Here is an 18222-nt window from a genome sequence, read left to right as displayed (position 1 = left end):
GTTGACCGCACCCGCAACCGGAGCTGTGGACCCGACCACATTGCCCGACAACGCGATTGCCGTCGTCGGCATGGCCGGGCGGTTCCCGGGCGCCAACTCCCTGACCGAATTCTGGGACAACCTGGCCCAGGGCAGGGAATCGATCGTCACGCTGTCCGAGCAGGAGCTGAGCGCGGCCGGGGTCGGCGAAAAGGCGCTGTCGAATCCGTCCTACGTGCGGCGGGCACCGCTGCTCGACGGGATCGACGAGTTCGACGCCGGATTCTTCGGTCTCGCACCGCAATACGCCCGGACCATGGACCCGCAGCACCGGCTGTTCCTGCAGTGCGCCTGGCACGCGCTCGAGGACGCGGGCTGCGACCCGGCCGAATTCGACGGTTCCATCGGTGTTTACGGGACCACCTCGTCCAGCGCCTACCTGCTGCACAACCTGATGTCGCACCAGGACCCGCACGTCGCGGTCGGGCAGGGCCTCAACTTCGAGACGGTCGGGCTGTCCATGCAGAACGACAAGGACTACCTGTCGACGCGGGTCTCGCACCAGTTCGACCTGCGCGGCCCCAGCCTGACCATTCAGACGGCGTGCTCGTCGTCACTGGTCGCGGTGCACCTGGCCTGCCTGAGCCTGCTCAGCGGCGAATGCGACGTCGCGCTGGCCGGCGGTGTGTCGCTACGGGTTCCGCATCACGTCGGCTACTGGCACGAGCCCGGCTCGATGGTGTCGGCCCTCGGCAAGTGCCGGCCGTTCGACGTGCGCTGCGACGGAACGGTTTTCGGCAGCGGGGTGGGCATCGTGGTCCTCAAGCCGCTGCAGGCCGCCGTCGAGGCCGGTGACCGCATCCACGCCGTCATCCGCGGCTCGGCGATCAACAACGACGGCTCGATGAAGATGGGCTATGCGGCGCCGAATCCGGCCGCGCAGGCGGACTGCATCGCCGAGGCGCACGCAGTGGCCGGCATCGACGCGTCGACCGTGAGCTACATCGAGGCGCACGGAACCGCCACCCCGCTGGGCGATCCCATCGAGATCAAGGCCCTGCGAACGGCTTTCGCGGTGTCTGAACAACCCCGGCCGGGCCCGTGCAAGCTCGGTGCGGTCAAGTCGAACATCGGCCACCTGGAGGTCGCCTCCGGGGTGGCGGGGCTGATCAAAACCATTCTGTGCCTGAAAAACAAGGCGATCCCCGGCACACTGCACTTCACCAGCCCGAACCCCGAGCTGCACCTGGACGAGACCCCGTTCGTCGTGCAGACCGAATACGGCCCGTGGGAGTCCGACGGCATCCGCCGGGCCGGGGTCAGCTCGTTCGGCGTGGGCGGCACCAACGCGCACGTCGTGGTCGAAGAGGCCCCCGCCGTGCCGGCCGGTGCCACCCACCCGGGGCCCCAGGTCCTGCTGCTGTCGGCGAAAACCGCCGCGGCCGTTGATGATGCGCGCTCGGCGCTGGCCGCCGCGCTGGACAACCCGCACGCACCCGGCCTGGGCGACACCGCCGCCACCCTGGCGCGGCGGCGCAAGCATCACGTGCGCGCGGCCGTCGTCGTGCACGACCGCGAGCACGCGGCCGCCGTGCTGCGGGCCGGCGAGCACGACAACGTCTTCGTCAGCGAGGCCAGCGGCGCCGACGCCGCGGGCAGCCCGGACCGGGTCGTGTTCCTGTTCCCCGGTCAGGGGGCCCAGCACCCCGGGATGGCGCGCGGGCTCTACGACACCGAGCCGGTCTTCGCGCAGCACTTCGACGCCTGCGCGGCGGGATTCCGCGACGAGCTCGGCATCGACCTGAAGGCCATCGTGTTCGGCACCGAGTCACCGGAGGGCCCGGGCGACGAGGGCAACCTGGAGCGCACCGACCGGGCCCAACCCGCCCTGTTCGCAGTCGAATACGCGCTGGGCAAGCTGGCCGAGAGCTACGGCGTGCGCGCCGCGGCGATGGCCGGACACAGCATCGGCGAATACGCCGCCGCCACGCTGGCCGGGGTCTTCGACCTGCCGACGGCGATCAAGGTGGTGGCCAAGCGTGCCCAGCTGATGCACGCCTCGCCCGCCGGAGCCATGGTCGCGGTCGCGCTCAGCCCCGCTGACATCGCCGAGCATCTCACCGCCGGCGTCGACCTGTCGGCGGTCAACGATCCGGGCAACTGCGTGGTCGCCGGATCTCCCGAGGCGATCCGGGAGTTCACCGCGCAGCTGCGCGAGCACGGCATCCCCGCCCGGCGGGTTCGCACGGCTCACGCATTCCATTCGGCCGCAATGGAATCCGTGCTGAACGAATTCCAGGAATTCCTGGCCGGCGTGCAGCTGAACGAACCGCAGATCCCGCTGCTGTCCAACGTCACCGGGACCTGGATGACCGCCGAGCAGGCCACCGACCCGGCGACCTGGGCCCGGCAGATCCGTGCCACCGTCCGGTTCGCCGACGAGCTCGACGTGATGCTCGGCGACCCGAACCGGGTCCTCGTCGAGGTGGGGCCAGGCGGCAGCCTGACCGGGTCGGCGATCCGGCACCCGAAGTGGTCGAGCACCCACCGCGGGGTGCGGCTGCTGCGTCACCCCGTGCAGAGCATCGCCGACCGTGACGCCTTCCTGCTCGGGCTCGGCCAACTCTGGACGGCCGACGTGGCGGTGGACTTCTCCCCGCTCACCGGGTCGGCGAACCAGCTGGTCTCGCTGCCCGGCTATCCCTTTGCGCGCGAACGCCATTGGATCGAGCCGCGAACCAACGTGTGGACCGAGGCCCCGTCGGGCCGCAACGGCGCCGCCGGCACCGGCGTCGCGACCGCCGCGGCGCCAGTGCACGGCGAGTCGGCCACCGAGGCGACCCTGCATCGCATCTGGTCGCAGTGCCTGGGCGTGACTACGCTGGACCGCAACGCCAATTTCTTTGAGCTGGGCGGTGATTCGCTGATCGCGATCGGTATCTCGACCAACGCGAACAACGCCGGCCTGACCGTCACGCCGCAGCACTTGTACGAACACCCGACCGTGGCCAGGCTGGCCGCGGCGCTCGACGCGGAGTTCACCGGGGCCGGGTTGACCGAACCGCTCGGCGCCGAGGTGCAGTTGCCGGTGCCCGCGAACATCGCCGGCTTCTTCGAACACGGCGTGCAGGAGACGGGCCGCTGGCGGATCCCGCTGATCTTCCGGCTCGCCTCCAGCGTCACCCTCGACGACGTCCGCGCCGTGCTCACCGCCCTGGCGAACCAGCACGACGCGCTGCGGCTGCAGTTCGTCGACCGCGCGGGCACGTGGGGGCAGCACATCGGTGCACCGCGGGAATTCGCGCACCTTTCGTCGCGGTCGCTTCCGGCCGGCACCGCGGACGGGGCGGCCGCCGAGCGCGCGGCGGTGCTGGACGTGGTGGCCGAACTGGTCGCCCAGGACGACCTTGCGGCGTCATTCACCGCCACCCATCTCATCGGCGGGCGCGACGGCTCCTACCTGATCTTGTCGGCGCACGAGATCGTCGCGGACAACTCCTCGCGCGAGATCCTGCTGCTGGACCTGTTCACCGCGTTCACCCAGCGGCTCGCCGGCGACGACATCCTGCTGCCCCCGACCACCGCCACCTGGCGCGAATGGTCGTTGCGATCCGCGACGCTGGCCACCCATCCGGCGGTGCTGGACACCTGCGACTTCTGGCTGCAGAACTCGAGCACGGCCACGCTGCGCCTGGGCGATCGCGAGGCCACCGGGCAACCTCGCGCCAGCGACCTCGTGCGGCTGTCGTCGGCGCTGAGCCTCGACGAGACCGCCGGGCTCGAAGACGCGCGCCGCAGGCTGAGCGTGCCGATGGAGGAAGTCCTGCTGACCGGGTTGAGCCGGACGATCGCCCAAATCGTCGGTGTGGGCGTGGTTTCGGTCGACCTGGAGGGCGCCGGGCGTTCGGTGCTGCGGCCCGACGTCGATCTGCGCCGGACCGTCGGCCGGTTCACCACGGTCTACCCGACGGCGCTGCCGTGCGACCAGGACGACTCCCTGCTCGACGTGCTGTCCGCCGTGCGCGACGCCGTCAAATCCGTTCCGCACCAAGGGGTCGGCTACGGGCTGCTGCGCTACGTCTACGCGCCCACCGCCCGGCTGTTGGCGCCGCTGGGGTCGCCCGACATTCACCTGCGCTACATCGGCATGATCCCCGAACCGCCGCCGCTGGACGCGCCGGTCCAGTTCGACTCCGATGCCGCGATGCCGGTGCGTGAGGCGATTCCCGGCCTGGGCCACGCCCTCGAGCTTCGGGTGTACCGGCATTCCGGGGTGCTGCACCTCGATTGGTGGTACGACGCTCGCCGCGTCTCGGGCGCCCGCGCCGAAGCCCTCGCGCAGCGGTTCGGCGATGCGCTGCGCGAGTTGACCCGCGACGCCGACGACGTCGTCCCCGACGGCGGCGACACGGGTCCGAAACCCGTGGAACTGGCCCTGGTGGATCTGTCGGACGCCTGAGGCAGGGACTCCCGATGAGCAACGCACAGCGAAACTTTGACAAGGCCTTCGAAAAAGCCGTCGTCGTCGACAAGGTCCGCAAGTCTTTCGGCGAGTTCGTGGCCCTGCACGAGGTCAGCTTCGAAGTCGGCCGCGGCGAGGTGCTCGGGCTGCTCGGGCCCAACGGGGCGGGCAAGACCACGCTGGTCGACATCCTGTCGACCCTGAGCCGCCCCGATTCGGGCCGGGCGGTGGTCGCCGGCTACGACGTGGTGACCGAGGCGGCCGGGGTGCGCCGGTCGATCATGCTCACCGGCCAGCAGGTGGCGCTCGACGACACGCTGACCGGAGTCGAGAACCTGTACATGTTCGGCCGCCTCTACGGGCTCAAGAAGCAGGCCGCACGCAGCCGCGCCAAGGAACTCATCGAGGAGTTCGACCTCGCGTATGCCGGCGATCGGCGCGTCAAAACGTACTCCGGCGGCATGCGCCGGCGGATCGACATCGCGTGCGGCCTGGTGGTTCCGCCCCAGGTGGTCTTCCTCGACGAGCCGACGACAGGCCTGGATCCGCGCAGCAGGCAAAGCATTTGGGATCTGGTCGGCCACTTCAAGGACCGCGGCATCGCCACCCTGCTGACCACGCAGTACCTCGAGGAGGCCGACGCGATGGCCGACCGGATCATCGTGATCGACCACGGGCGGGTCATCGCCGAGGGAACGGCCGACGAGCTCAAGGCCCGCACCGGCGGCAGCTACTGCGAGATCGTGCCGGTCGATCTCCACGATCTGGCCGCGATCGCCGACACCCTCGGTTCGCTGTTGCCGGAGAAGAACCGGGCCGGCCTGACGGCCGAGTCCGATCGCATCGCGATGCCGGCACCCGATGGCGCCGCCACGCTGCTGGAGGCGGTGGGCCGGCTGGCCGCGGCCAACATCCCGGTCGCCGATGTCGCGCTGCGGCGGCCGTCGCTGGACGACGTATTCCTCGCGCTGACCGAGGATTCCCCCGCCCCGCGTCGCGCGGTCCCGGAGGTGGTCAGTTGACCGCCGCCGCCGTCGCGCGACCCGACCCGTCGATGCGGGCGCAGTGGTGGGTACTCACCAACCGCTTCATCGCGCCGACCCTGCGCAACGGTGAACTCGCCGTCACCATCGCGGCCTCGGTGGTGTTCACGGCCGGGTTCTACATTCCGCTGCACGAGATCATGGGCAATGCCACCCGGGGCGTCGCCAGCAGCTACGCGCAGTACCTGATGCCGTTGATCGCGTTGGAAGCCATCACCTTTGCCGCCATGTCGACGGCATTCCGGGCGGCGACCGACTCGGTGCAGGGCATCAACCGCCGGTTCCGGTCCATGCCTATCGCGCCGTTCACGCCGGTGGTCGCCCGCATCTCGGCCGCGGTCTACCGATGCCTGGTGTCGTTGACGGTGGCCGTGATCGCCGGCTACAGCATCGGATTCCGGTTCCGCGGCTCGGCGGCCGACACGGTCGGCTTTTGCGTGCTGGTGCTGGTGTTCGGGGCGCTGCTGTCCTTCGCCGCAGACCTGATGGGCACCGGGAGCCGCAATCCGGAGGCCATGGCCCCGCTGCTGACCCTGCCGCCGTTGATCTTCGGGTTGCTGTCGGTCGGCGTGCAACCGGTGGACCAGTTCCCGCACTGGGTGCAGCCCTTCGTGCGCAACCAGCCGATCTCCCGGCTCGTCGACAGCCTGCACGCGCTGGCCGGCGACAAGCCGCCATTCGGCGTGGCGGTCACCTGGTCGTCCGTGGCGCCGACGGTCGGGTGGTTGTGCGGCTTGGCCGCCCTGCTGGTCCCGGTCTCGGTGCTCGTGTTGTCCAGGCGGGCATGATGACCCTGGTGTACGAGGAGACCGATCGCCCGCAGACCGAGGACCGGGTGCTCGAGAACTCCGCGCGAGTGCTGATTCCGCAGACCCTGGTGCAGACCAGGCGGATACTCCTGAAATGGTCGCGCGACCTCACGGCGATCATCATGGTGACCGTGTTGCCGGTCATGTTCCTGATCACCATGAACATTGTTCTGGGCCATGCGGTTTCACAGGTGGCCGGCTACAGCGGGCTGTACAACACGGTTCCGATGAACGTGCTGGCCGCCGCGGTCAACGGGGCGGCGGTCGGCGCGATCGGCCTCATCCGGGAGCGCGACGACGGCCTGCTGCGCCGGCTGTGGGTGCTGCCCATCCACCGGGCGTCCGGCATCTGTTCGCGCGTCGTCGCCGAGATCGTCCGGATCATGATCACGACAGTGGTCGTGCTGATCGCGGGGGCCATCCTGGGTTTCCACTTCAAGCAGGGCATCGTCGCGACCTTGGTGTGGCTGATGATTCCGGTGCTGTTCGGTCTGGCCTTCTCGACGCTGATCACCACGATCGCCTGGTACGCATCGAAAAACTTTCTGCTCGAGGCGATTACGCTCGTGCATCTGCTGGCCATCCTGTTCTCGACCGGGTTCTTGCCCGTCAACCAGTTTCCGAAGTGGATACAGCCGGTGGTCGCGCACCAGCCGATCAGCTACGCGATCGACACGATGCGCGGGTTGTCGCTGGGCGGCCCGGTGCGAGGGCCGATGATCGGCACGTTGCTGTGGATCGCCGGCATCACCGCGGTGTGCATCGCGCCGACGCTCGCCGGCTATCGCCGCGCCAGCACGCGCAGATAGGGGGAGTTCAGGGGTGTTTCCCGGATCCGTGATCCGCAAGCTCGCGCACAGCGAGGAAGTGTTCGCAACCAACGAGACGTATTTCGGGCTGACCATCAAGGTCAGCGGCGACGTCGACATCGACGCGATGTCGGATGCCTTCGACGCGCTGCTGCAGGTGCATCCGATCTTCGCCGGCCATCTCGAGAAGGCCGGCGACGGCCGGCATCAGATCGTCGCCGAAGACCTGATGCACGCGGGGTTGTGGTTGGTCACCGACCGCACCTCGGAATCCGCGATCGCCGGGATGCGCCTGGACCAGGGCCAGTCCCTGCTGAACCTGCGGCTGAAAGTCGGCAGCGAGCAAACCGAATTGACGCTGTACGCACACCATTCGCTGGCCGACGGGCACCATGTGTTCGGTCTTTTCGAGGAGCTGCTCTCCCTTTACACCGACGTGGTCACCAACGGTGACACCGGGCCGGTTACCGCGCAGCCCGCGCCCGAACCCCTCGAGTCGTTGCTCGAACAACGGGGCGTGACCAAGCAGCAGCGTTCCGGGCTCGAGCGGCTGCACCCGGCGGCGTTCCGCTACGACCTGTCCGGCGTGCAGCGGCCACACATCGTGACGAATCCCGATGTGATTCAACCCATTCCGGTTGCCCAGCTCCGGTTGACCGAGCAGGAGACCACCGACCTGGTGGAGCTGGGGCGCGACAATCAGGTCAGCCTCAACTCCCTGGTGGCCGCGGCCATCCTGCTGGCCGAGTGGGAGATCCGCAATACCCCGCACCTTCCGATTCCCTACTTCTACCCCGTCGACCTGCGCTACCATCTGACGCCCCCGGTGGGGGCGACCGAAAGCACGCTGCCCCTCGGGTTGGCGAGTTACCTGGCCGAAATCGAGCCCGACACCGAACTCGTCGACCTGGCCCGCGGCATCCAGGACGCGTTTCGGGCCGACCTGTCCGAGGGCCTGATCCAGCAATCGTCGCTGCACTTCCGCCTGCAGTACGAGGGGTCGCTGCCCGGGCTCCCCCCGTTCGTGATGTGCACCGACGTCGGATGGATCCCCGACATGCGCACGCCGCCCGGCATCAAGGTCGTCGACGTCGGCGGCGAGTTCTACTTCGCGCCCCGCGCCCCGATCGATCTCTACACGTGCGTGACCTTCGCGGGCCGGCTGCTCGTCGAGCACCATTCGAACCTGCCGGGCGTGGAGAAACCGCTTGAGGCAATCCATTCCCGGCTGTGTGAGGCAGCCACCGAGGACAGCTGGGTCATGGAGTGACCGACCGCGAATTCGACATCGTCTTGTACGGCGCCACCGGCTTTTCCGGGAAGCTGACCGCGGAATACCTCGCGCGGCGGGGTGCGCAAGTACGCATCGCGCTGGCCGGCCGCAGCCCCGACCGGCTGGCCGCCGTGCGGCAGACACTCGGCTCGGCCGCACGGGACTGGCCGGTGCTCACAGCCGATGCGGCGCAGCCGTCGACACTGGAGGCGATGGCCGCCCGGACCCGGGTGGTGGTCACGACCGTCGGCCCCTATGCCCGTTACGGGCTGCCGCTGGTGGCCGCGTGCGCCGCGGCCGGGACGGACTACGCCGACCTGACCGGCGAGTTGACGTTCGCCCGCAACGCCATCGACCAGTACCACAAGCAGGCCGTCGACACCGGAGCACGCATCGTGCTGTCGTGCGGATTCGACTCCATCCCTTCGGATCTCAACGTCTACCAGCTGTACCGCCGCGCGGCCGACGACGGCGCCGGCGGGCTGTGCGACACCACCCTGGTGTTGCGCTCCTTCTCCCAACTCGGGGCGTCCGGCGGCACCGTCGCCTCGCTGCTGGGCACCATTCGCGCGGCTTCGGCCGACGCGCAAACCCGCGCGATCATCGACGACCCGTACACGCTGACCACCGACCGGGCCGCCGAACCGGAGCTGGGCCCGCAGCCGGACTTCCGCTGGCGCCGGGGCCGCGACATCGCCCCCGAGCTGGCCGGCTACTGGACCGGCGGGTTTGTTCTGGCCGGCCACAACACTCGAATTGCCCGCCATAGCAACGCATTACAAGGCTGGTCGTATGGCCGCGACTTCCGCTACTCCGAGGCGATGAGCTTCGGGAAATCATGGGTGGCCCCCGTGGTGTCGGCGCTCGCGACCGGCGCCCTGTCGGCCGCCGTGTACCTGGGCAACCGGTACTTCAGCCGGCTGCCCGAGCGACTGGTGGAGTGGTTGGCGCCCGCGCCGGGCGCCGGCCCGGGCAAGAAGGCGCGCCAGCGCGGCCACTATGCCGTCGAGACGTACACCACCACCACGAGCGGCGCCCGCTACCTGGCGAACTTCTCGCAGAATTGCGATGCCTACCAAGGGACTTCGATAATGCTCGGGGAGAGCGGCCTGGCGCTGGCGCTGGACCGCGACCGGCTTCCCCCGTTGGCCGGCGTGCTCACTCCCGCCGCGGCGATGGGCGACGCGCTGCTGGCGCGGCTGCCCGCCGCCGGGGTGTCCATCGGGACGGCGCGGCTGAGCTGACGCCGGCGGCTACCCCGACGTCAGCGCTTGGTCCTGTTCGGCCACCAGCGTCTCGGTCAGGTGCAGGCTGAGCGCATGGGCCGTGTTGTGGGTGGCGATCGCCCTGGGAGTGACCCGAATTCCGGTCTCGGCCTCGATGCGGGTCCGCAGCTCCAGGTTGCCCAGCGAGTCGAGCCCGTGCTCGACGAACGGGCGGTCGGGATCGACCGTGCGGCGCAGGATCAGCCCGGTCTGCTCGGTGATCAGCCGACGCAGCCGGGCGGGCCACTCGTCCTGCGACAGCGAGCGCAGCTCGGTCCGCAGCGTGCTGGCGCCGCTCCGCTGCTCCCCGCCGCCCCGGAACGCCTCGGCGAACGGGCTGCGGCCGACCAGCGCCGCCAGCCACGACGTCCCCGTCGTCGGAACGTAGCCGGTGTAGGCACGGTTGTGGCGCAACAGTTCGGTGAACGCGCGGGCGCCCTCGTCGGGGGCGATCATCGTGGTGCGGCCGCCCTCGGCCAGGTGAGTGGCGCGCCCGACCTCGCCCCACGCCCCCCACGCGATCGCCAGCGCCGGCAGGCCCAGGCTCCGCCGCCACAGTGTGAACGCGTCCACCCAGCTGTTAGCGGCCGCGTATGCGCCCTGCCCGGCCGAGCCCAGCAACGCGGCCGCCGAGGAGAAGCAGCAGAACCAGTCCAGCGGCTCGCCGAGCGTCGCGTGATGCAGGTTCCAGGCGCCGAACACCTTGGGCGACCAGTCGCGTTCGATCAGCTCGTCGGTGATGTTGGCCAGCGTGGCGTCCTCGACCACCGCGGCCGCGTGCAGCACCCCGCGCAGCGGCAGCCCGGTGGCCGTGGCCGCGGCCACCACCCGGTCCGCGGTGTCGGCCTCGGCCATGTTGCCGCATTCCACGACCACGTCGACCCCGCCGGTGCGGATGCGCTCGACGGCCTGCAGCACCTTGGACGTCGGGTTCGACCGGGCGGTGAGCACGATTCGCCCGCAGCCCGCCGTGGCCATCTCCCTGGCCAGGAACAGCCCGAGGCCGCCCAGGCCGCCGGTGATGATGTAGGAGCCGTCGCCGCGGAACACGTGGGCCCGCTCCGGCGGGACGATCACGTCGGCCCGGCCGTCCTGCGGGATGGACAGAATGAGCTTGCCGGTGTGCTCGGCGGCACCCATCACCCGAATTGCGGTGGCCGCCTGGACAAGTGGATAGACCGTGCGCTCCAGCGGGGGCAGCTCGCCGTCGCCGACCAACCGGTACACCGTGCGCAGCAGCTCGTTGACGTGCCGCGGCTGGCTGGCGGCCATCAGCGCCAGGTCGAGGTAGTGGAAGGTGAGGTTGCGGCGGAAGGGGTACTGACCCAGCCGGGTGTTGCCGTAGACGTCGCGCTTGCCGATCTCCACGAACCGGCCGCCGATCGCCAGCAGTTCGAACCCGGCGCGTTGAGCCGCGCCGGTGACGGAGTTGAGGACGACGTCGACGCCGTATCCGTCGGTGTCGCGGCGGATCTCGTCGGCGAATTCGGTGCTGCGCGAGTCGTAGACGTGCTCGATGCCCATGTCGTGCAGCAGCGCGCGCCGCTGCGGGCTGCCCGCCGTCGCGAAGATCTCCGCGCCGGCCAGTCGGGCGATCGCGATCGCGGCGCGCCCCACGCCGCCGGTGCCGGAGTGGATCAGCACCTTCTCCCCCGGCTTGATCCTGGCCATGTCCTGCAGGCCGTACCAGGCCGTGGCGTACGCGGTCGTCGCCGCGACGGCCTGCTCGGCGTCCAGGCCGGACGGCAGCGCGACGGCGAGATTGGCGTCGCAGGTGACGAACGTTGCCCAGCAACCGTTTCCGGACACGCCGCCGACCCGGTCGCCGACCTGGTGATCGGTGACGCCGGGACCGACGGCGGTGACCACGCCCGCGAAGTCCATACCCAGGCGCGGTTGGCGCCCGTCGACGCTCGGGAACCGTCCCATGGCGATGAGCACATCGGCGAAGTTGAGGCTGGAGGCCGTGACCGCAACCTCTATCTGCCCCGGCCCCGGAGGGGTCCGGTCGAACGCCACGAGCTCCAGGCCTTCCAGGTCACCGGGGGTGCGGATCTCGAGGCGCATGCCGTCGTTGCGCGGGTCGGCGGAGGCGGTTCGCCGCTCGTCGGGGCGCAGCGGGGCCGACAGCAGCCGGGCCGTGTACCACTGCCCGCCACGCCAAGCCGTCTCGTCCTCATCCGAATTCGCCAGCAGCTGGCGCGCCAGCTGCGCAGCGTCCGCGCCCTCGTCCAGGTCGATCTGGGTGGCGTGCAGCTGGGCGTCTTCGGCGGCGAGCACCCGCATCAGCCCGCGCAGTCCCGCCTGGTCCAGCTGGGGCCGGTCGTCGGGCAATACCGTCGCGGCGTTGCGGGTCACGACGTACAGCCGCGGTGGCTCGTCGCGGCTTTCCGTCACCTGCCGGGCGATCCGCACCAGCTGGCGGACCTGCTCGCGGCCGCGGGTCGGACACTGCTCGTCGTCGTTGGATCCCGCGGAACCGGTCAGTACCACGACGCCGCCGACGTCGGCCAGCTCGAGCGCGGCGGTGCCGCGTTCCGGCCAGAGCACCGTTTTGCATTGCGCGCCTTCGATTTTCAGCGCATCCGCCAGCCCGGCCGCCAACAGATCCTCGGTACCGGAGTTGACGAGGAGCAGCCACGTCGCGGCGCCGCCGTCGCCCCCGTCTTCACCCAGGGCGGGCAGCTCACGCGGCTGCCAGTCGATCGTCAGCAGGCGTTCGGCCATCAGCCTTTGCCGGGCAACGCTTTCGGTGACGTCGCTGCCCACCCGCAGCCCGCGCACCACCAGCAGCACGGCCCCGTTCTCGTCGAATACGTCGAGGTCGATCCGCATCCCCGCCGGGCCCTTCTCGGTCGCCCGGCTCAGGCAGTAACGGGCGTCGGCCGCCGGGCCGTAGCTGCGCAACCGGTTCACCCCCAGCGGCAACAGCAGGCCGCCCTCGCCGACGTCGCTGCTGCGGGCGTGGGCCGCCGCGGACTGGAAGCAGGCATCAAGCAGTGCTGGGTGTATGCCGTAACCGGCCTGCTGTGCGCGAATCGATTGCGGCAGTTCGAGTTCGGCCAGCACGGTGCCGTCCGCCCCCGCGGCGGTGTAGGAGGCGGCCAGGCCCGCGAAGGCCGGGCCGAACTTGACACCCCGGTCGGCGAACCACTCCCGCAGCTCCTCGCCGGCCACCCGGTTCGGGTGCGCGGCCACCAGAGCGGCGACATCGTGCGCGGGCGGTTGGTCCTCGCTGTCGACCGCCCGCAACGTCGCCGACGCGCGCCGCGCGCGCTCGCCCTCGTGGTCGGTCTGCACCTCGAAGGCGAAGACGCCGGGCGCCTCCGCCACCGCGTCGGCGCTCAGCGGGGTTTCGTCGTCGAGCAACAACAGCTCTTCGAACCGGATGTCGCGCACCTCGCATGCGTCGCCCAGCGTCGCGCGGGCGGCGGCCAGGGCCATTTCGCAGTAAGCGGCCCCGGGGAACGCCGGCACCGCGTGCACCTGGTGGTCGGTGAACCAGGGCTGGGCCGTGGTCCCGACGTCGCCCGCCCAGGCGTGCCGCTCGGGCTCCTCGGGCAAGCGCACGTGCGCCCCCAACAGCGGATGCACCGAAAGAGTCCGCCCGCCAACCGATTCCAGCGCCAGCTGCGGGCGGTGTGCGGCGGCACCAATCCAGTGGCGGGTGTGGTGCCACGGCGCGGTGGGCAGCGGCACGTGTGGCTCGGGCGGATGCGGGGTCTGGGGCGGATGGGCGGTGCGACTGGTGTTCAGGTTGGTGTGGAACGCCAGCGTGTCGTCGGCGTCGCGCTGCAGGGTGCCGACGATCAGGTGATCGCCCCCGCCGAGGGTGTCCTTGATGGCGTGGGTCAGCACCGGGTGCGGGCTGATCTCGATGAAAGTGCCGTGGTCGGCCCCGGCCTGCGCGATGGCCTGACTGAACCGAACCGGGTTGCGCAAGTTGGCTGCCCAATGGTCGGCGTCGAACACCGGCGCATCGTCGGCGGGGCCGCAGGTGGTGCTGAGCACCGGGATCGCCGGGGCATCCGGGGCCAAATCGATTAGCTCGGTACGCAATTCGGGCAGGATCGGATCGATGATCCGGTGGTGGGAGGCCACGTCGACCTCGATGCGCCGGGCCAGCCGATCGGCACCGGCCACCGCCGCGATCACGGCGTCCACCTGCTCGGGCGGGCCCGCGATCACGGTCTGGGACGGCGAGGCGTACACCGCGATACTCACGTCCGGGTAGTCGGCCAGTAGCGCCTCGGTGGCCGCGGCGTCGGATTCCAGCAGCGCCATCGCACCCTGGCCGGACAGCCGGGCCATCAGCCGCGACCGGGTGGCGATGACCCGCAAACCGTCGGCGACGCTCAGCGCGCCGGCCACCACCGCCGCGGTGACCTCGCCCATCGAGTGCCCGATCACCGCGTCGGGCTCCACGCCGTGGGACCGCCACAACGCCGTCAGCGCCAGCTGCACACCCACCAGCACCGGCTGAATCCGCTCGATCCCGGTCACCGGCCCACCGTCGCTCAGCACCTGCTGCAGCGAAAATCCGGTCTGGGCAAGGAAAATCGGCTCCAATCCGGCCACGGCGGCTGCGAACGCCGGCTCATCGGCCAGCAGTTGCCGGCCCATCCCCACCCATTGCGAGCCCTGCCCCGAATACACGAACACGGTGCCGGGCCGCCCCGCGGTCTCGCTGGGGAACACCACCCCGTCCGACGGCGTGCCCTCGGCCAGCGCGCGCAGGCCGGCGATCGCCTGCTTGCGATCCCGCGCGCACACGGTGCCGAATCTCGCCTGCCGCGACCGGTGGTGGTTGAGCGTGTGGGCAACGTCGGCAAGTGCCACCTCGGCACCCTCGCCGTCCATCCACTCGGCCAGCACCGCTGCCCACGACTGCACCCGTTCGGTGGTCTTGCCCGACACCACCAGGGTGGTCACGGCCGGCTCCGGTTGCGGTGCAACGGAATCCACCGGCGGTGCCTGCTCCAGCACCACGTGCGCGTTGGTGCCGCCGAAGCCGAACGACGACACCCCCGCCAGCCGCGGGGCTCCCGTGTCCGGCCAATCGGTGCTTTCGGCAACGACTTTCAGCCGCATGTCCTTGAAGGGAATGTGCGGGTTCGGCGTCTGGAAGTTCAGGTTCGGCGGGATCTGCCCGCGCTGCACCGCCAGCACGGCCTTGATCAGTCCCGCTATCCCGGCCGCACCCTCCAAGTGACCCACGTTGGACTTGACGGCGCCGATGAGCAGCGGCGCGGTCTCGGGGCGTCCGCGGCCCAGCACCGTGCCCAGGGCGCGCGCCTCGATCGGGTCGCCCAGCAGCGTTCCGGTCCCGTGCGTCTCGACGTAGTCCACCTGATGCGGTGCGACACCCGCGTTGGCGCACGCCGCGCGCAGCACCGCCATCTGTGCGGACGGGTTCGGCGCCATCAGCCCGTTGGATCGGCCATCCTGATTGACCGCCGATCCCCGGATCACCGCCAGCACCCGGTCCCCGTCGCGCACGGCGTCGCTCAGCCGCTTGAGCACCACCGCGCCGCAGCCCTCGCCGCGAACGAACCCGTCGGCGCCGGCATCGAAAGACTTGCACGCACCCGTCGGCGACAGCGCCTCGGCGCCGTCGAAGCTGCGGAAGATGGCCGGCGACAACAGCAGGTTCACGCCGGCCGCGATGGCCAGCTCGCAATCGCCCCCGCGCAGGCTCTGCGCCGCCAGGTGCACGGCAACCAGCGACGACGAACACGCCGTGTCGATCGATACCGAGGGGCCGCGCAGGTCCAGGGCGTAGGACAGCCGATTGGCGACGATGCTCAACGCGCCGCCGATGTTGCTCCACGCGTCGACGCGGCTCAGATCCGATCCCGCCAAGTAGCCGTAGTCGGCCGCACAGGCGCCGGCGAAAACTCCGGTCTGCGAATGCCGCAGCGATTCCGCGGGAATTCCCGCATGCTCCAACGCTTCGAAGGCCACCTCCAGCAACAGTCGCTGCTGCGGGTCCATCGCGGTCGCCTCGTGCGCGGAGATCTCGAAGAACTCCGCGTCGAAACCGTCGACGTCGGTCAGCACCGACGCCCACCGGGTGGTGCCGGCCAGCGCCGTCGCGATCTCCGGTGAGCCGTCGTCGAAGGGCTGCCAGCGTTCGGCAGGCACTTCGGTGATCGCCGAGCGGCGCTCAGACATGAAGCGCCAGAACGACTCCGGCCCGGAGATCTCACCCGGAAACCGGCAGCCCAACCCGACCACGGCGATCGGCTCGTCCACCCAACCGTTTCCTGCCGGGCCCGCAGTCGCCGCGGCCTCGGGTGTGGTCAGGAACCGGACCAATTCGTCGATCGTGGGATGCTGCCAAAAATCTAGCGGGGACACCGCCCGGCCCGCCACGGTGGCCAATTCCCCGGAGAGCACGACCGCGTCGCGGGACCCCACGCCCAGATCGTTGAACGTGACGTCCAGGCCGACGTCGTCGGGGTGGCAACCGATCTCGGTGACGAGATAGTCGATCAGCCAGCGACGCAGCTCGGCCTCATCTGGGACCGCCGCCGTCACGCCGAAACGTCCAAGCGCTCGAACTCCTCGCGCCGGTAGCTCTCGATGCACGTCGACCGCCGGACCTTGCCACTGGTCGTGAGCGGGAGCGAACCCGGCGCCACCAGGACGAGATCGGAAATCCGCACGCCGTGTGCGTTCGAGATCGCGGCTGTGACGTCCCGCCGGATCGAGCGAAGCTTCTGCAGGGAATCCTCGTCGGAGCCCTTGCTCTTCACCTCGGCGATCGCGACGAGCTGCTCGCTGGTGTCGTTCGCGACCGAGATCGCCGCGACCCGGCCCTTGGTGATCTGGGTGACGGTCTGCTCGATGTCGTCCGGGTAGTGGTTCCGGCCGTCGACGATGAGCAGGTCTTTGAGGCGGCCCATGATGAACAGCTCGCCGTCGGAGATGAAGCCCAGGTCACCCGTGCGCAGCCAGGGGCCCTCGGGCGTGCCCTCGGACGGCGAGGCAAGCCGCGCACCGAAGGTGCCCTTGGTCCGCTCGGGGTTGCGCCAATAGCCCGCGCCGATGTTCTTGCCGTGCGCCCAGATCTCGCCGATGACGCCCGGCGGGGTCTCGGTGTTGGTCTTGGGGTCCACGATCCGCACCAGCGGCGACTTCAAGGCGCCGTAGCTGATGAGTTCGCTGCCGCCCTGCTCCTCGGTGCACGGCTTGGCGCGACCGCCCGAAAGCTGGTCGTACTGGAAGCGCACGGACGCGGGGGCCTGCCCCGTCTTCGCGCTGGCCAGGTACAGCGTCGCCTCGGCCAGCCCGTAGGACGGCCGTACCGCCGTCTCCGGCAGGTTGTATTTGGAGAAACGCTGCATGAAGCGGGCGATCGACGCCGGCTGCACCCGTTCGCTGCCGTTGGCGAGCCCGACCACGTGGCCGAGGTCGAGCCCGGCCATGTCGTCGTCGGAAATTCTGCGCACCGCCAGGTCGAAGGCGAAGTTCGGGCCCCCGGAGAACGGCCGGGGGTTGGCCGCGAGCAGCTTCATCCAGCGGGCGGGCTCGATCAGAAACGCCAGCGGGCTGGTCAGCACCGACGGGCGTGCCCAGACCGCGGGGAAGCAGATCCCCTGGATGAGCCCCATGTCGTGATAGAAGGGCAGCCACGACACCAACGATTCCGGCAGCCCGGAAACGTCGAACAAACCATTTTCCAGATCCTGGCAATTGGCGATCACGTTGTCATGGGTGATGATTACGCCCGCCGGCTGACCGGTCGATCCCGACGTGTATTGCAGATACGCCTCCTTGGGCTGGGCGTACTCGACCGGCGTGAAATCACCCGCGGAAAAAAAGTCGAGTGAGTCGATTTCGATGACCGCCGGCGCGGCCCAAGAACCGTTCCCCTCGGCATATTTGACGACGCTGTCGACGGCGGCGGACGTCGTGATGACGGCGGCGGGTGTGCAATCCTGCAGCGCCGACTCCACCCGGCTGTCATGGGCGCCCAACTGCGGGACCGACAGCGGAACCGCGAGGAAACCGGCTTGCAGCGCGCCGAAAAAGCCCACCACGTAGTCAAGGCTCTGCGGAGCCAGTATCGCCACGCGGTCGCCGGTCGTGCCGGTGCGTCTGAGTTCGTCGGCGACGGTCGACACTCGACGCTGCAGCTGCGACCAGGTCAAGCTTTCGGCAAAACCCGCGGGGTCCACGTCGTAGTCGATGAATGTGTACGCCGTTTCGTCGGCGTGCCGGCGAGCGTTTTCGGCGAGCACCGCAGGAATGGAGGACTCAATTGAGGACATCAAACTACCCTTTCAATTTTCTACCAAGTATTTTTGCGCATCCTCGTCCCCCGCTGGATGGCGCGGTCTGGCTTACTGGAGCCCCCGCTCCTGCCATTGCCGTTACGGACGTCGATCGCGGCAGCACCACCCCGGACACGACGATCCGGGGGCGCTCTGCTGACATGAGCCAGCGCCCACGGTCATGACAACCTCCACAGCGAGCAACCTACCCCTTCTCCGGCGACCTCGTAGGCGAATCGGAAATATCGTTGACCAGCCGATATAGCGTGCCGACTGGGACGGCAGTCCAACAAGTGGTTAGTA

8 protein-coding genes are annotated in these 18222 nt (G+C 69.7%); 6 read left to right on the top strand and 2 right to left on the bottom strand.

Annotated elements, in window-relative coordinates:
- Position 1 precedes the first annotated feature (1 nt).
- From MSG_RS08040 to MSG_RS08015, 6 genes are read left to right on the top strand one after another with little or no spacing between them, the layout of a single operon-like run.
- A complete protein-coding gene (locus MSG_RS08040) occupies positions 2-4438 on the top strand; it encodes a type I polyketide synthase (RefSeq protein WP_096438603.1) in 4437 nt (1478 codons plus the stop codon).
- A 14-nt stretch (positions 4439-4452) separates the two neighbouring features.
- Complete coding sequence (locus MSG_RS08035) at positions 4453-5463, top strand: ATP-binding cassette domain-containing protein (protein ID WP_096438601.1); 1011 nt, start codon at positions 4453-4455, stop codon at positions 5461-5463.
- Between the two features lie 32 nt (positions 5464-5495).
- The gene (locus MSG_RS08030) at positions 5496-6272 is read left to right on the top strand and encodes an ABC transporter permease (RefSeq protein WP_096438599.1); all 777 of its coding nucleotides are present in this window, start codon (positions 5496-5498) and stop codon (positions 6270-6272) included.
- A complete protein-coding gene (locus MSG_RS08025) occupies positions 6272-7102 on the top strand; it encodes an ABC transporter permease (protein WP_232011193.1) in 831 nt (276 codons plus the stop codon). The genes MSG_RS08030 and MSG_RS08025 overlap by 1 nt, the downstream gene beginning before the upstream one ends.
- 13 nt (positions 7103-7115) lie before the next feature.
- Positions 7116-8372 (top strand): phthiocerol/phthiodiolone dimycocerosyl transferase family protein, encoded by a 1257-nt coding sequence (locus MSG_RS08020; protein WP_096438595.1) that lies wholly within the window; start codon positions 7116-7118, stop codon positions 8370-8372.
- Positions 8369-9619 (top strand): saccharopine dehydrogenase family protein, encoded by a 1251-nt coding sequence (locus MSG_RS08015; protein WP_096438593.1) that lies wholly within the window; start codon positions 8369-8371, stop codon positions 9617-9619. The genes MSG_RS08020 and MSG_RS08015 overlap by 4 nt, the downstream gene beginning before the upstream one ends.
- A 9-nt stretch (positions 9620-9628) precedes the next feature.
- Here the strand turns inward: MSG_RS08015 and pks2 are convergent, their stop codons facing one another.
- Together pks2 and MSG_RS08005 are read right to left on the bottom strand one after the other, a co-directional pair.
- On the bottom strand, positions 9629-16180 hold the full coding sequence (gene pks2 / locus MSG_RS08010; RefSeq protein ID WP_162899172.1) for a sulfolipid-1 biosynthesis phthioceranic/hydroxyphthioceranic acid synthase: 6552 nt from the start codon (positions 16178-16180) through the stop codon (positions 9629-9631).
- Positions 16177-17916, bottom strand: coding sequence for an AMP-binding protein (locus tag MSG_RS08005; RefSeq protein WP_096438589.1), 1740 nt, complete (start codon positions 17914-17916; stop codon positions 16177-16179). Before MSG_RS08005 ends, pks2 begins: the two co-directional genes overlap by 4 nt.
- Positions 17917-18222 lie beyond the last annotated feature (306 nt).

It is taken from the genome of Mycobacterium shigaense, assembly GCF_002356315.1.
In the GTDB taxonomy this organism is placed as follows: domain Bacteria; phylum Actinomycetota; class Actinomycetes; order Mycobacteriales; family Mycobacteriaceae; genus Mycobacterium; species Mycobacterium shigaense.
This window is presented reverse-complemented; position numbering and strand designations above follow the sequence as displayed.